A 14,090-nucleotide genomic window follows, 5' to 3' on the forward strand; every position below is an offset into this window, starting at 1 on the left:
AGCGGATCGCGCGTATTCATGCGGTCAGCGGCACCCGCGCGACGATGCGCTTCCCGCCGCCGGGGAGGTGCGTCACGCTGACGTCCTCGGCAAGCCGGCACACCGTGGGCCAGCCGTGTCCGCCGCTCACGAGGAGGGCCGTGCGGGCTCGGGTGACCGGGACCGTGTCGCTGCCGTCCTCGACGGTGATCTCTACGGAGTCGGACCGCACGCGGCATTGGAATCCGCGCAGGCCGCCGCCGTGCCTGAGCGCGTTGGTGACCAGTTCCGAGGTGACCAGAACCGCGTCCGCCACCGCCATCTCGCCGAAGTGCCCGTGCCCCTGGCGCAACGCTGCGCGCACGGCCTCCCGGGCGGCTGCCGGGCTGCGGGGGCGGGTGAGGATGCGGGCTTCCTGAGTGCTGTCGGTTGTCACAGCGCATCACTCCCACCGATGTTGTGGGGACTGTTCCTCTTCGGCTGCCCCGCGAGTCCGCCCCCACACACCGCGTTCGGGTGGTTCGCCCGGTGAGCACCGAAATGCCCGGTGGCCGCACACGGAGATCCGTGGCAGCCACCGGGCATGGTGTCCGGAGGTCAGAACAGGAAGTCCAGGCCCGGTCCGGCGTGCCAGTGGTGGTGATGGCCGTGCCCGTGGCCGTGGCCGTGACCGTGGTGGCCGTGGTGCCAGTCGTCCCCGTCCCGGCCGTCGGCCTGCTGCGCGGCCGGGACGGCCAGTGCGGCGGCGACGGACAGGGCGCGGGATATGCGCTTCATACGAGGGTCCTGCGGGGGCCTGCTCGCCGAGAGCGGCTGGCGGAGTGACGCCGCCCGGGAGCGGGGGGGGGGGGGAAGGCACCGGCAGCGAGGTGCGGGCCTTCCCCGGCAGCGCCCCCGGGTGGAGCGGCGCCCCTGGATCAGTGGTTGGCGGTGCCGTTGCCCGAGAGCACCGGGATGTCCTCCAGGATGTGCGACAGCGGCTCGTCACCCTTGGCCTGCGTCGAGTTCTCGACACACTGCTGCATCTGCGGCGCGGAGAGGATCGGGATGTCCTGAACGCCGATGTTGACGAGGGCGACGATGTTCTGGATGTTGGCCTTGACCGGGAGGCCGACACAGAGCTTGTTCAGCGAGCCCTGGACCAGGGTCATCTGCGGGCTCATGTTGCCCTTCGTCGCGGAGTTGCCGAACGCCTGCCCGGCGCCGTTGCCGCTGACGGACTGGGTGCCCGTGTCATCGCCGATGGCCATGGCCTGCGGAGCCGCGGTGACGGCCATTCCCGCTGCGGACAGGGTGAGGGCGGTCGTTGCGAGCAGCTTCTTCATGGTGAGGAGTTCCCTTCGAGTGAGGCTCCACTCCGGAGCCGCATGGTGATCAACTGAGCGACAGAGCGGGAGTTGCGGCGATTCGGCCATTCGATGGATAAATGTGCTGAACGTCAGCTTTTGTCTCAACGGCACCGTTTCGTCGCGCACTTCGACAGGAACGACAGGAACGACGGAAACGAAGACGGAGACGCCCCACTCTGAACGAGGAAATATGGCTGACCGCACAGGACCATGGCAGCGGCTAGGTGTCATTCCGACGAGCAGGCAGTCCCCGGAGTGCCGCACCGACCCCATCTACGACTCCTTGCTCAGGAGTTGGTACGCGCAGGGGAAAACCGTTCCGGGACGGCCCGACCCCGAGTGGAGACGACTGGTCGAGCGCGACCCCTGGCCCCGGCAGTGAACGAATGCGGCGGGCCGCCGAGGAGGAGGACGGCGGCCCGCCGGGAGGCGTTCGGTGTCAGCGGTTGGCGGTGCCGTTGCCGGACAGGATCGGGATGTCCTCCAGGATGTGCGAGAGCGGCTCGTCGCCCTTCGCCTGCGTCGAGTTCTCGGTGCACTGCTGGGTCTGCGGCGCCGAGAGGATCGGGATGTCCTGGATGCCGATGTTGACCAGGCCGACGATGTTCTGAATGTTGGCCTTGGCGGGCAGGGCGATGCAGGGCTTGTTGAACGAGCCCTGGATGAGCGCCATCTGCGGGCTCATGTTGCCGTGCGTCGCCGAGTTGCCGAACGACTGCATGGCGTTGTTGCCGCTCATGGTCTCGGTGCCGCCGTCGTTGCCGATGGCGAGGGCCGTGGGTGCCGCGGACGCCGACATGCCGACGACGGAAGCCGTGACCGCAGCTGCGGTCATAACCTTCTTGATCACAGGTGTTCCTCTCTGAGTTAGCCCCGTCCTCGGAGCACCCTGAGCAACTGCCCGGAACGGGAGGGGTTGCTGAAATTCACTCCGATGGCCCAATAAGCGGCCACCCGCGGGTATGAGTGATTTCGTCGTCGTGCCGACCGCCGACGATCCGATGGAGTGAATGCGCGGAACTAAACGTGGAGCGGGGAGTTGAGCAGGCCGCAGTAACGTGAGCGTCTGCCCCAGAAAAGGAACCACAAATGCTTAAGAAGGCAATGGCAATGGCAGCGGCTGCGGTGGCCGTAGCCGGTATCGCTTCCCCCGCGATGGCCGTCGGTGACGACACCGGCACCCAGTCGATGAGCGGCAACGGTGCCCAGCAGTCGTTCGGTAACTCCGCCACCAAGGGCGACATGAGCCCGCAGCTCTCCCTGATCCAGGGCACGCTGAACAAGCCTTGCATCGGCCTCCCGGTCAAGGCCAACATCCAGAACATCGTCGCCCTGGTCAACATCGGCATCCAGGACATCCCGATCCTCTCGGCGCCGCAGACCCAGCAGTGCACCGAGAACTCGACGCAGGCGAAGGGCGACGAGCCGCTGTCGCACATCCTCAGCGACATCCCGGTGCTGTCCGCCAACGGCGAGCACAACGGCTGATCCGTCACGCCGTAGAGACTGCTCGGGCCGCCCGCCTTTTTCCTCCTCGGGTGGCCCGGGCTTTCTCATGTCGCGGGCCAACTCCCTTATGTCATAGGCGGTTCACGGTCGAGTCGCATTCGAGTGAACTTCCGGGGCGTGTCAACCCGGCGGTTTCTTCGGCCGGTACCGCTCGTTAAGTAGGGCTCAGGTCGCGGTGCGGGAACAGGGATTGCCCGCCCGGCTCCGGCCGCCGTTTAGGCGTGGCCCGAAAGAAGGGAAAAGCTGTGAAGCTCAAGAAGAGCGCAACGATCATCGCTGGTGCGGTCATGGCGCTGGGCGGGGGCGCTCCGGCCTTCGCCGACGCCGGTGCCTCGGGTGCGGCCTCCAATTCCCCGGGTGTCATCTCCGGCAACGTCATCCAGGTGCCCGTCCACGTGCCGGTCAACGTGTGCGGCAACACCATCAACGTCGTCGGTCTCCTGAACCCGGCGTTCGGCAACACCTGCGTCAACGACTGACGTAGTAGCGGCTCAGCTGTTCCTGCTGTGTCCCAGCCGGCCTTGGCAGCCATCCCGGCGCCAGGGCCGGCTTCCCATCGGACAGAGAAAGACCACTAGATTGCGACAGGCCCTCAGCAAAGGAATGCTCTCCGCCGCGGCCGCCACGAGCATCCTGTCCCTGTCCGGCACCCACGCGTTCGCCGCTTCCGGAGCGAACGGGCAGGCGCTGGACTCGCCCGGCTTCTTGTCGGGCAACAACGTCCAGGCCCCGGTGGAAGTGCCGGTGAACGTGTGCGGCAACTCGGCGAACGCCGCCGCGGCAGGCAATCCGGCCTTCGGCAACACCTGCGGCTCCTCCTCCCACACCTCCCACTCCGGCTCCCACTCGGCGCCCCGCTCCGGGCCCCCACGCTCGACGGAGAGCGCTCCGAAGGCGGCGCCGCGCGGCAACTCCGCAAGCTCCAACAGGCCTACCGCGCCCACCCGTTCCCCCCGCTCGGACGCCCCGGCCCGCTCGGACGCCCCCGCCCGCTCGGCCTCCGGCTCCGCGGCCCAGGGCAACACCACCCGGTCGCCCGGCGTGGGCGCGGGCAACAACGCGAAGGCCCCGGTCGACGCGCCGGTGAAGGCCTGCGGCAACACCGTGGGCATCGTGGCCGCCCTCTCGCCCGTCACCGGCAACCGCTGCGGCGACGGCCACCCCCACCGGGACCCGCACACCGCCGAGCCCCCGGCCGCCGGAAAGCCGCCCGTCACCCCACCGGGCAGCCCCGTCCCGCGCCCCCGGGGAGCGACCCCCGAGGACCCGGCACACCCCGGCGGCCCCGCGGCTCCCGCGGACCCGCGTGCCCCGAAGGTGTCGTCGGCCTCCGCACCGCACGACGCGCCGCAGGGCAGGCACGCCCGGCGCCCGGTCGCCATGGAGACGCCCCACGACCTGCTCGCCGCCACGGGAACGGACGCCGCGCTGCTCGGCGCGGCGGGCGCGAGCGCGGGGCTGCTGCTCGGCGGGGCGATCCTGTACCGGAGGGGGCGCGCGTCGTCCCGGCGCTGAGTCCGGACATGGCAGTACGCCGGCAGGGAAGCGGAGACGGAATCGCTTCCCTGCCGGCGTTCAGGGAGGTAGAGACCTGACCTGCCCATCGGGGGGTGTCGCTCACCCACGGCATAGGAGCCGACGGCTGGCGGGAAGCGACCCGGCCTGTCCCAGTGAAGCCCGTCCAGTGCATCACCGGACGGCCCGCGCGGGAAGCGGAGTTCACCCGTTCGCCCGCTGTGTCACTCATAAGAGCGCCGGGCTCCCAGGACCAGCAGGTCATGCGTCGGTGACGGCTCGTTCCCGGTTCGCCTGGGCGGGCAGGACGGCGGGCGGGTGCTCCACCGGCCCGGCCGACAGGGACGTCAGGGCCCGGCGCGACCGATGGCCCATGCCGTCGCGCAGCCTCCGCACCACATGGCGGCGCCACATCTGGCGCATCGCGGCCCCGGGGGCGGGATCGTCCGCGGCGTGCCAGGCGAGTTCCCCGTACGGCGAGGAGACGCCCTGCCCCGGCCCGACCCTGGTCAGCGAGCGCAGCGCCGCCAGCGGGGCGTAGTTCTCCACCACGAACGTGCGGCCCGGCAGCGGCTGCGGGTCGGGCACCGGCCGATGGGTCAGATCGAGGTGCAGGGCGCGCACCACGTCCGTGCCCGCGCCGTCGGCGAAGAGGCGGAACTGGGCGCCGGGGCGCGGGTTGAAGTCGATGAGGTGGAAGTCGCCGGTCGTGGCGTCCCTGCGGAAGTCGAGATCGAAGATCCCGCGGTACTCCAGGGCCGACACGACCTGCGCGGCCGCCGACCAGAGCGCGGGGTTCACGGTCCAGTCGCCGCTCACCGTCAGGCCCGCGGAGCGCGGCCACGACAGGTGCTTGCGGCCCGTACCACCACCGCGTACGACACCGTCACGGCCCGCGCAGCCGTGCACGAACCAGTCCGCGTCGCGGGCCCCGGGCACGAAGGCCTGGAGGAGGAGGCGGCTGCCGGCCTCGGCACGGCGCTCGAAGAGGGCGGCGGCCTCGTGCGGGGAGCCGAGCACGGTGGTGCTGCGCAGGCCGGTGTCGCGGGGCAGCAGCCAGGGGCGGCTCCACTTCGCCACGGCAGGGACCCCGAGGCGCTCCACGGCGTCGGCGGCCTCGGCGGCGGACTCCGGCGCCAGGGTCGTCGGGTGTGCCACGCCCGCCCGGGCGCAGAGCCGGGCGAGAGCCGCCTTGTCCGCCACGCGCTCGGCCACGTCGCCGGGCAGCCGGGGCACCAGGAAGCGGTCGGTGAGCTGCTCGTACAGGGCGCTGACCGCGAGGGCGCCGGCGTCGTCGAGGGGGATCAGGACGGCCGGTCCGGTGAGCCGGTGCGCGACCCGTCGCAGCACGGCGGCCACCTCGGTGAGCGACGCTCCCGGGGCGGGCGGCGCGTGCATCCGGTGCAGATAACGGGACCGCTGGACGGGACTCCCGAAGTCGTCGGCCACCAGATGGACCTCGATTCCGGCGCGGCCCAGTGAGCGCACGGCACCCAGCGTCCCGTGATGGAAGGGATTCCTGTCGATCCGCAACAGGACCGCAGGAATGCGTGTATCCAGAGGCTGCAACGTCACCCTCGCTTGTCGATCGCCCATGCGGGCGATGTGGCGGAATACGGGATTAGAAACACGATTGGCGCAATAGAAATACATATGACGGGGTGTCAGTGAAGTGAGGTCGGAAACGAGGAGCAGGTATGGGCGCACATGCCCCACAAAGCCTTCGAGGCGGAAAACGCCTTCGCCGGAGTAAACGTCTTCGGGGCCGTAAACGTCTCGCCTTCATCGCCGCCGGAATCGTCTCGTCGATGGCCCTGGCCGCCGTGCCGGGACACTCCGTGGGTGACGTACGCGACGGTGAGCCGCCGGAAGCGGTCTCCCCTGCCCCCGCCTTCGGCGCGTATCTCGACTACGGCCCGCGCGGGGTCGAGCGCATCGGTGAGCTCAGCGAGTGGCTCGGCGGCGCCGAGCTGCGGGTCGGGCACACGTACCTTCCGGGTGATCGCTGGAGCAACATCGAGGGAGCTCCGAACTTCCTGGAGAGCTGGGCGGAGTGGCGCAAGGGGAAGGACGACAGGCTCTTCGTCCTCAACGTCCCGATGCTCGAACGCAACGAGGAGGGCGTCGACGACCGCGAGGTGGCCCGGCTGCTCGAACAGGGCGCCGCGGGCGACTTCGACGGCCACTACAGAGTGCTCGCCGAGCGCCTGGTCGACCTGGGCGTGCCCGACACGGTGGTCGTGCTCGGCTGGGAGATGAACGGCACGACGTACACCCATCGCTGTGGTCCCGACCCGGAGTCCTGGAAGAAGTACTGGAACAGGATCGTCACCACGATGCGTTCTGTTCCGGGGCAGAAATTCACGTTCGACTTCACCCCGAGCAGAGGGCGGGACGCCGTTCCCTGGACGGAGTGCTATCCCGGTGACGACGTCGTCGACATCATCGGCATGGACTCGTACGACCAGCCGCGCGGAATGTCGTTCGACGAGCAGATCACCGAGCCCTATGGGCTCCAGCAGCACGTGGACTTCGCGGCGGAGCACAAGAAGCCCATCTCGTACCCGGAATGGGGGCTTTTCCGCAACGGCGACAACGAAGAATACATGCGCCGCATGCTGAAATGGATGGACGAGAAGAAGCCGCTGTACAACACGGTCACCGACTACTGCCCGCACGGTGTCTGGCAGTGCAAGGACAACCCCGGCGCCGCGCGGGTCTACCGCGAGCTGCTCTCCGGCCGCGACGGGAACCCGACGGGACCGACCGGACCGACCGAACCAGGCAAGCTCCCGGACTGCTCGCCGGTGGAGCTCGGCGACTGGGTCGAGTCCTGGCTGGGCGCCAGGCTGTGTCTGCGCTTCGACTGGTTGAAGGACGAGAAGGTGCAGAGCCAGAAGCAGCCCTGACGCCCCACCAGGCCGCGGTGGCGTGAGCCGTCACGACGAGGCTCCGCCACCGGAGCGCGCGCCTCCGCCGCCGGAGCGCGTGCCTCCGCCACCGCGGCGCCCGTCCCCCTCGCGCTCGCGCAGCCTCCGCTTCGCCCACTGGCGGCCCGACGCGCCCCAGGCCACCGCGTGCACCAGCGGTGCGGTGCGCCTGCGGGCCAGCAGGAAGCGCCGGTTGGTGACCGGCTCGGGCCGCCAGTGGTGCTTGTACGGTTCGTTGCCGCGCAGCAGGCTCAGCGCGCGCGGGTGCTCGCCGCCGGTGTGCCGGGTGGACGCCTCCAGGAGCATCGTCGCCACATCCACCTTGCGCTCCCTGAGCCGCGGATGCGCGCCGTACAGATAGCCGCCGGCCAGTGTGCCCGAAAGGAGCGTCAGGTCCGCGGCCAGCACCTCGCCGTCCAGGCTGAACTCGGTCAGCACGGCCTCTCCCGCCGCGACCATCGGGCGCATGGAGCGCAGCAGGTGTTCGTGGAACCGCGGCTGGAGGTGCTCGGCGGTCACCTTGCGGCCCTGCCACTGCAGTTGGTGCAGGTGCAGCAGCGTCCGCACCGAGGACTCCACCTCCTCGACGGGCACGACCCGGCTCTCCAGGCCCAGCGCCGCCAGCTTGCGGATCTTGGCGCGGGCGCGCTGGGCCCGTGGCGCGGGCAGCCGTTTGAGCAGCCCGTCCATCGGCAGCGCGGGCAGTTCGAGGCAGTCGGATGCGGCCAGCGTGCGCCGCGGCCCCGGCCAGCGCTCATACAGGCTCTCCACACAGGCGCCCGGCCTGACCTCCCCGAAATCGATCAGCGCGGTCCGGGCCAGCGCGTACAGACCGGAGAGGAGCGCCTCCGTCCCCTCCTCGCGACACGCGTCGTCCAGCAGCACGTCGGTGAAGTCGGAGATCGCGCCGCCCAGCGGCTTCAGCGCCGGGAGCGGACGGTCCACCCGCATCAGCGGCGCCGCGGCGATCAGCCGCCCGCCGCTGTGGACGAGCAGCACCCGCAGCCGGCCGGGGCTGCCGTACGACCGCCACCACGACGACAGCCACGCGTGGCTCTGGAACGGCGTGGCCACCGCACACGCCCGGTGCAGCCGCCCCCACGGTTCGGCGAGCGCCTCGAACTCGTCCTCGTCCACACAGAGTTGGGCCGTGGGAAGGCTGCTCGGTGCGGTGCTCGCCGGTGCCGTGCTCATGGGGCGCTCCGGACCAGGCCGGACGCGGGCCCGGGGACGGAGGCCCCCGCCGCCGTCTCCTCCGTACGCGCGCGCGGGCGGACCAGGAGCGCGAGGCCGCCGAGCAGCCCGCCGGCGCTCGCGCCGACCAGGGCCGTCACCCCGGTGGAGAGCGACGAGGGCGCGTCGGGCGCCAGGGCACGCGAGAACGGCAGCAGCTTGACCTGGGTGCTGCCCTTGGAGTGGTTGGCGCTCGCGGCGAGCGACCGCGCCACCGCGTCGGCGGCGGTGACGGCGGAGTCCGGCTGCTCCGTGGTCGCCGAGACCGCGATCATCGGCGCGTCGGGGGACGTGGCCACCCGCACCCTGTCCCGCAGCTCCGTGGCCGACATGCCCGCCGCCACCTGCGCGTCGCCCAGCACGGCGAGCTGCGTCGCCACCCGGCCGTACGCCTGGGCGAAACCCAGCGCCGTGGCCGGGTCCGCCTTCGCCTGCGGGACGGCGACGACGTAACTCGTGGCCGTGTACTCCGGCGTCTGCAGGGCGCCGTACCCGGTGCCGATCAGGGCGCCGAGGACCGCGCAGGCGGGCAGGGCCGACCAGCGGGGCAGCCGGGCGAGGCGGGCTCGCAGGGGTCCGGTGCGCGAGTGCGCGTGCGCGGAGTCGCTCATCGAGGGGTCACCTCCAGGGTCGGGCCGGGGACAACTGACGCGTAGACGTCCATCAGTTGGCCGGCGCTTCGGGTGATGCTGTAGTGGCGCACCGCCGCCGGTGCCTCGCGGTGCGGCGGCACGTCACCGCGCAGGCCGTGCAGGGCCCGCGCGAAGGAGTCCGGGTCGCTCGGGCAGTAGGCGGCGCCGGTCCGTTCGCCGGCGCCGAGGCCTTCGACGGCGGGGCAGGACGCGTAGAGCACGGGGAGCCCGGCGGCGAGACCCTCGACGAGCGCCAGGCCGAAGGCCTCCTCGGGGGAGGGGGAGGCCAGGACGTCCATGGCGGAGAGCAGCGCGGGCAGGCCGCCCGCGTCGTGGGTGGACTCACCGGTGAACCGCACCCGCCCGGCGAGGCCGAGCCGGTGCGCGAGCCGCCGGAGCCCCTCCTCCTGAGGGCCGCTCCCCACCAGTACGACGACGACGTCCTCGGGCAGCCGGGCGGCGGCCTCGAGGAGGACGTCGAAGCGTTTGCCGGTGGCCAGCCGCCCCACGCCGCCGACGACGAACGCGCCCTCCGGCAGGCGCAGCCGGGCGCGGGTGCGGGCACGGGCCGCCGGGTCGAACCGGAAGCGCTCGACCTCGATGCCGTTCGGCACGACGCGGATGCGCTGCCGGGGCACGCCCCACCGGTGCAACCGCGCCCCGACCGCGGGCGAGACCGCGACCGTCACCCGGCCGAGCCGCTCCCCGGCCAGATACAGCGCCCGCACGCCCGGTGTCAGCGGCCGGCCCTCCATCTGCGAGTCGCCCAGGGAGTGTTCGGTGGCCACCACCGCGCGCACGCCCGCCATCCGGGCCGCGACGCGCCCGTACAGGCAGGCGCGGTAGAGGTGGGTGTGCACCAGGTCGTACCGGCCCACGCGGATCAGCCGGGTCAGCCGCGGCAGCGCCGCCACATCGCGGTTGCCGGCCATGCCCAGGTCGGTCACGCGGGTGCCGTCGGCCTCGATGCCCTGCGCGACGGTGCCCGCGTTGGTCAGCGTGACCACGTCGCTCGACGTGGGCAAGTGGCGCAGCAGCAGGCGCAGTTGCTGCTCGGCACCGCCCACCCCGAGCCCGGTGATGACGTGCAGGACCCTCATTCCGCCACCGCCGGGCCGTCCAGCACGCGGCGCCTGAGCCGGTTCGTGCGCAGTTTCAGGCGCAGGCGCCAGGCCGTGTCGCCCTGGCCGACGTGGACGCGCGGCAGGGCGTACGGCCCGGTGAGCGCTCCCGGTGCGATCGCGCACCCGTACGCGTATCCGGCCTCCCGGACCGCCGCCATGACGCGCTCGTCGACGTGGCCGTAGGGGTAGCAGAAGCCCCGCACCTCGCCGCCGGTCAACTCCCGCAGCGCGGCGCGGCTGTCGCTCACCTCGCGGCGCAGCAGCCCGTCGTCGGCGGCGGTCAGGTCGACGTGGGTCAGCCCGTGCGAGCCGATCTCCATGCCGCACTCGGCCGCGTGCCGGATGCCCTCGGCGCCGAGGAGCGGTTTGCGCGGGCCGAGCGGGTCCCAGGCGTTGTCGCCGTCGAGCCGGCCCGGCAGGACGAACAGGGTCGCGGTGCAGTCGTACCGCCGCAGCAGGGGCAGCGCGTCCTCGACGAAGTCGCGGTAGCCGTCGTCGAAGGTGAGGCCCACGAGGTTGTGCTCCAGGCCCCGCGCACACGCCTCCAGCAGGTGCGTCATCGACACGCCGCGCAGCCCCTGGCGCCGCATCCACCGCAGCTGCTCGGCCAGCCGGTCGGGCGCGACGGTGATCTCGTACGGGTCGTCGGACGGATCCGCGACGGAGTGGTACATCGCCACCCACGCCGGATTGCGCGGCGGCCGCAGCCGCAGGAAGGGCTCCGTACCGGACGGCGCGGGCGGAGTGAGGTCAACGGACATGACGCAGCTTTCTGCCGACGGAGCGAAGGACGGTGGTCCAGGGCCGCACCCCCAGGAGCAGGCCGAGGAGCACGAAGGAGACGGTCACCGCGGTGAAGCTCGCGAGGACGGCCGCGGCGGGCCACGGCACGGCCCGCGCGACCACCGCGCCGAGCAGCGCGGCGCCCCCCGCGGCGAGCGCGAGCCGGCCGAGCTGTCCGACGACGGCCCGCGTCCTGACCGGCACGGTGTGCGGGCCCAGGCCGCGCAGCAGGAGCAGGGCGCTGACGCAGATGCCCGTCGCGTTGGCCCCGGCGATCCCGTGGACGCCCCACGTGCCGACGGTCAGGAAGCCGATCCCCGCGGTGGTGACGACGCCGATGAACATGGCGAAGAGCGGGATCCAGGTGGTCCGTGCCACGGAGAAGTGCGCCCGGGCCAGCGCGCCCACCAGCGTGTGGCCGAGCAGGCCCAGGGCGTAGACACGCATGACCGAGGCGGTGGTGGCGGTGTCCCTGGCGGTGAAGGCGCCGCGCTGGAAGAGCAGTTCGATGAGCGGCGGCGCGGCGGCGATGACGGCTGCCGCACCCACCAGGACCACGCACCCGGCCAGGACGACATCGCGCTCGACGCGGTCGCGGGCCCGCTCCTTCTCGCCCATGGCCAGGGCCCGCGCGACCACGGGGAAGGTGACCGTGCAGATCATGAGGGAGAGGGCCATCGGCATCTGCGCGACCTTCTGCGCGTAGTTCAGATGCGAGATGGCCCCGGCGGGCAGCGACGAGGCCAGGAACCGCTCGATGAGGACCTGCGACTGACGGCACAGGGCGAACAGCAGGACGGTCCAGATGATGGCGGTCTGGAGGGCCTTGGCGGATTCGGGCTCGCTCGCGGTCGTACTCGTGGTTGTGGCCGTACTCGTGGTCGCGGACTCGGGACGGTACGGGCGTCGCAGCTGCCGCCACAGCGAGGGTGCCTGTACGACGACCATGAGGACGCCCCCCACGGCGACGCCCACGGCCGCGGCCCGCACCCCCAGCGGCACCGCGAGCGCGAACAGGGCGGCGATGATGGCCGCGTTGTAGGCGACGTAGACCGTCGCGGGCGCGACGAACCGCTGGTGCGCCCGCAGCGCCGCGCTGCAGTAGCCGGTGAGCCCGAAGGTCAGGGCGCAGGTGGCGGTCAGCCGGGTGCAGTCGACGGCCAGTTGCGGGTCGGGCAGCCCGGGGGCGAGCACGGCGACCAGGTACGGGGCCGCCGCGATCAGCAGCGCGGTGGCCCCCGTGAACCACAGGACCATTCGCGGCAGCGACGCCCGGACGAGCTCCCGGACCGGGTCGGTGGCCGGGCCGTCCGCCCGGCGCGCGAGGGCCAGGCTGAACGCGGGCACGAGGAAGAAGGCGAGGCCGTCCTCGATGAGCAGCGTCGCGGCCACCTCGGGGACCGTCCACGCCACCAGGAAGGCGTCGGTGTCGGTCCCGGCGCCGAAGAAGTGCGCCAGCGCCTGGTCGCGTACGAGGCCGAGGAGCGAACCGGCGACGGACAGCGCGGCCGTGACGAGCGCGGCCTTGGCGAGGAACGAGCCACCGGTCTTCCCGCCCGCCTCCCGGCCGACGTCGGTGATCCCTGCCCCAGGGGCCGGGTCCGGTGCCGGGACCGGATCTGTGTCCGCGGCCACCGGCGACGGCACCGCCGTCATCGCACACCCCCCGTTCCGGTCCGCCCGTGCGAGCCGACCGCCCACCAGGCCGCGAGGCCGAAGGCGACGCCGGTCAGGACGGTGGAGGGGCCGCCGATGTCGGCGTACACGAAGTCGGTCAGCTGCCAGATCAGCAGCCCGCAGGCCACCAGCGCGCAGTCGAGGTCCGGGCCGCCGGGACCGTTGCGCCCGGCCCGCTGCCGCCGCCACCGGCGCACCGCGCACACCACGAGCGCCGCCCAGCCGCCGGCCAGCGTGGTGAGGCCGAGCAGTCCCTGTTCGCCGAGCACCAGCAGGTACATGTTGTGCGGGGACAGCAGCGGCTGGCGGACGAAGCCGCTGCCGGCGCCCGCGGTGTCGCTGCCGGCGGACAGGGCCAGCGAGGCGTGGCTGTCGCGGTGGTCGGGGAACCCCTTCAGGCCGACGCCGGTCACCGGCCGCTCCCGCCACATGTCGACCGAGGCGGCCCACATCGTGTAGCGGTCGGTGACCGACTGGTCGGGTGTGTCGGTGACCTGGGTGATGCTGCTGAGGCGTTCCTGGAGCATCTGTGAGCCGACTCCGAGGCCCGCGACCAGGACCACGGCGGCGGCACCGGCGGCGAGCAGGGCCCGGCCCGCCCGGCGCACCCCGGCGAGCAGCAGCACCCCGACGCAGGCCACCGCGGCGGCGATCCACGCGCCGCGGCTGAAGGACAGGGCGAGCGGCACGAGCAGGAGGGCGGCGCAGACCACCGCCGCGGAGCGCTGGCGCGGCGAGTGGGGACGGAACGCGAGCGCGAGCGCGCAGACGAGTCCGTACGAGACGACGGTGGCCATTCCCATGACGTCCGTGGAGCCGAACGTGCCCACCGCGCGAATGTCCTCGCCCATGTACGAGGCGCCGGTGCCGGTCAGGTTCTGGTGTACGCCGATGACGCCCTGCCACAGCCCGAGCGCCACGAACGACCAGGCGAGGAGGCGGAAGTGGTGGGCGTCGCGGATCAGCAGCAGCACGGCGGCCGGCACCAGGACGAAGATCTGGAGGTAGCGTGCGGCCCCGGCGACACCGGTCGCGGCGGACGAGGCGCCGAACGCGGCCACGGTGATGCCGACGACCGGCAGCCCGAGGAGCACGGCGGCGGTGCGGGTCAGCGGGCGCCGCCCGGCCCGCACGGCGCGTACGACGCAGAAGCCGACGACGAGGGCGGACGCCGCGTCGGCGAGGGTGCCGGTGCCGCTCCCGCCGTCTCCGGAGGCGCCGCCCCCGGCGGGCACGGGCAGTGCGAGCAGGGCGACCAGGAGCACCACCGGCAGGACCGGCGCGTTCCGCCTCAGCCAGGAGAGCACCGCGTCCTGCGGGCGGGGCGCGTACGGCAGGGCGGTCGACAGGTGGTTCACC

At 72.3% G+C, this 14,090-nt stretch carries 15 protein-coding genes; 4 read left to right on the plus strand and 11 right to left on the minus strand.

Annotation, left to right across the window (positions count from 1 at the left end; translation table 11 throughout):
- Positions 1-16: 16 nt before the first annotated feature.
- The 4 genes from ACZ56E_RS32035 to ACZ56E_RS32050 all read right to left on the minus strand — a co-directional run bounded on the left by ACZ56E_RS32035 (position 17) and on the right by ACZ56E_RS32050 (position 2,178).
- On the minus strand, positions 17-415 hold the full coding sequence (locus ACZ56E_RS32035) for an ATP-binding protein (RefSeq protein ID WP_471219529.1): 399 nt from the start codon (positions 413-415) through the stop codon (positions 17-19).
- 161 nt (positions 416-576) lie between these two features.
- Positions 577-756 (minus strand): hypothetical protein, encoded by a 180-nt coding sequence (locus tag ACZ56E_RS32040; RefSeq protein ID WP_471219532.1) that lies wholly within the window; start codon positions 754-756, stop codon positions 577-579.
- A 140-nt stretch (positions 757-896) separates the two neighbouring features.
- Positions 897-1,304: a rodlin gene (locus tag ACZ56E_RS32045; protein ID WP_471219534.1), complete on the minus strand. Its 408-nt coding sequence runs from the start codon at positions 1,302-1,304 to the stop codon at positions 897-899.
- Between the two features lie 463 nt (positions 1,305-1,767).
- A complete protein-coding gene (locus ACZ56E_RS32050) occupies positions 1,768-2,178 on the minus strand; it encodes a rodlin (protein WP_471219537.1) in 411 nt (136 codons plus the stop codon).
- 239 nt (positions 2,179-2,417) lie between these two features.
- On the opposite strand from ACZ56E_RS32050, the gene ACZ56E_RS32055 reads away from it, so the two are divergent.
- From ACZ56E_RS32055 to ACZ56E_RS32065, 3 genes are all read left to right on the plus strand, one after another.
- A complete protein-coding gene (locus ACZ56E_RS32055; RefSeq protein ID WP_471219539.1) occupies positions 2,418-2,816 on the plus strand; it encodes a rodlin in 399 nt (132 codons plus the stop codon).
- A gap of 308 nt (positions 2,817-3,124) precedes the next feature.
- Positions 3,125-3,316 carry a chaplin gene (locus ACZ56E_RS32060; RefSeq protein ID WP_468608597.1) on the plus strand — a complete coding sequence of 64 codons (192 nt, stop codon included), beginning with the start codon at positions 3,125-3,127 and terminating at the stop codon, positions 3,314-3,316.
- A 124-nt stretch (positions 3,317-3,440) separates the two neighbouring features.
- Entirely contained in the window at positions 3,441-4,352 is a 912-nt protein-coding gene (locus tag ACZ56E_RS32065; RefSeq protein WP_471219542.1) for a chaplin, read from the plus strand.
- A 261-nt stretch (positions 4,353-4,613) separates the two neighbouring features.
- On the opposite strand, the gene ACZ56E_RS32070 is transcribed toward ACZ56E_RS32065, so the two are convergent.
- The gene (locus ACZ56E_RS32070) at positions 4,614-5,921 is read right to left on the minus strand and encodes a carboxylate--amine ligase (RefSeq protein WP_471219832.1); all 1,308 of its coding nucleotides are present in this window, start codon (positions 5,919-5,921) and stop codon (positions 4,614-4,616) included.
- Positions 5,922-6,160: 239 nt separating this feature from the next.
- Between ACZ56E_RS32070 and ACZ56E_RS32075 the strand changes: the two genes are divergently transcribed.
- Positions 6,161-7,261 carry a glycoside hydrolase family 26 protein gene (locus ACZ56E_RS32075; protein ID WP_471219544.1) on the plus strand — a complete coding sequence of 367 codons (1,101 nt, stop codon included), beginning with the start codon at positions 6,161-6,163 and terminating at the stop codon, positions 7,259-7,261.
- 30 nt (positions 7,262-7,291) lie between these two features.
- On the opposite strand, the gene ACZ56E_RS32080 is transcribed toward ACZ56E_RS32075, so the two are convergent.
- The 6 genes from ACZ56E_RS32080 to ACZ56E_RS32105 form a co-directional block, all read right to left on the minus strand.
- Positions 7,292-8,476 (minus strand): GNAT family N-acetyltransferase, encoded by a 1,185-nt coding sequence (locus ACZ56E_RS32080; RefSeq protein ID WP_471219546.1) that lies wholly within the window; start codon positions 8,474-8,476, stop codon positions 7,292-7,294.
- Positions 8,473-9,126 carry a YveK family protein gene (locus tag ACZ56E_RS32085; protein ID WP_471219548.1) on the minus strand — a complete coding sequence of 218 codons (654 nt, stop codon included), beginning with the start codon at positions 9,124-9,126 and terminating at the stop codon, positions 8,473-8,475. The genes ACZ56E_RS32080 and ACZ56E_RS32085 overlap by 4 nt, the downstream gene beginning before the upstream one ends.
- Positions 9,123-10,247 (minus strand): glycosyltransferase, encoded by a 1,125-nt coding sequence (locus tag ACZ56E_RS32090; protein WP_471219551.1) that lies wholly within the window; start codon positions 10,245-10,247, stop codon positions 9,123-9,125. Before ACZ56E_RS32090 ends, ACZ56E_RS32085 begins: the two co-directional genes overlap by 4 nt.
- Positions 10,244-10,945 carry a polysaccharide deacetylase family protein gene (locus tag ACZ56E_RS32095; RefSeq protein WP_471219835.1) on the minus strand — a complete coding sequence of 234 codons (702 nt, stop codon included), beginning with the start codon at positions 10,943-10,945 and terminating at the stop codon, positions 10,244-10,246. Before ACZ56E_RS32095 ends, ACZ56E_RS32090 begins: the two co-directional genes overlap by 4 nt.
- Positions 10,946-11,021: 76 nt before the next feature.
- Complete coding sequence (locus tag ACZ56E_RS32100; protein ID WP_471219554.1) at positions 11,022-12,710, minus strand: lipid II flippase MurJ; 1,689 nt, start codon at positions 12,708-12,710, stop codon at positions 11,022-11,024.
- Positions 12,707-14,080, minus strand: coding sequence for an O-antigen ligase family protein (locus tag ACZ56E_RS32105; protein ID WP_471219837.1), 1,374 nt, complete (start codon positions 14,078-14,080; stop codon positions 12,707-12,709). Before ACZ56E_RS32105 ends, ACZ56E_RS32100 begins: the two co-directional genes overlap by 4 nt.
- Positions 14,081-14,090 lie beyond the last annotated feature (10 nt).

This window comes from Streptomyces sp. NPDC039480, assembly GCF_055597165.1.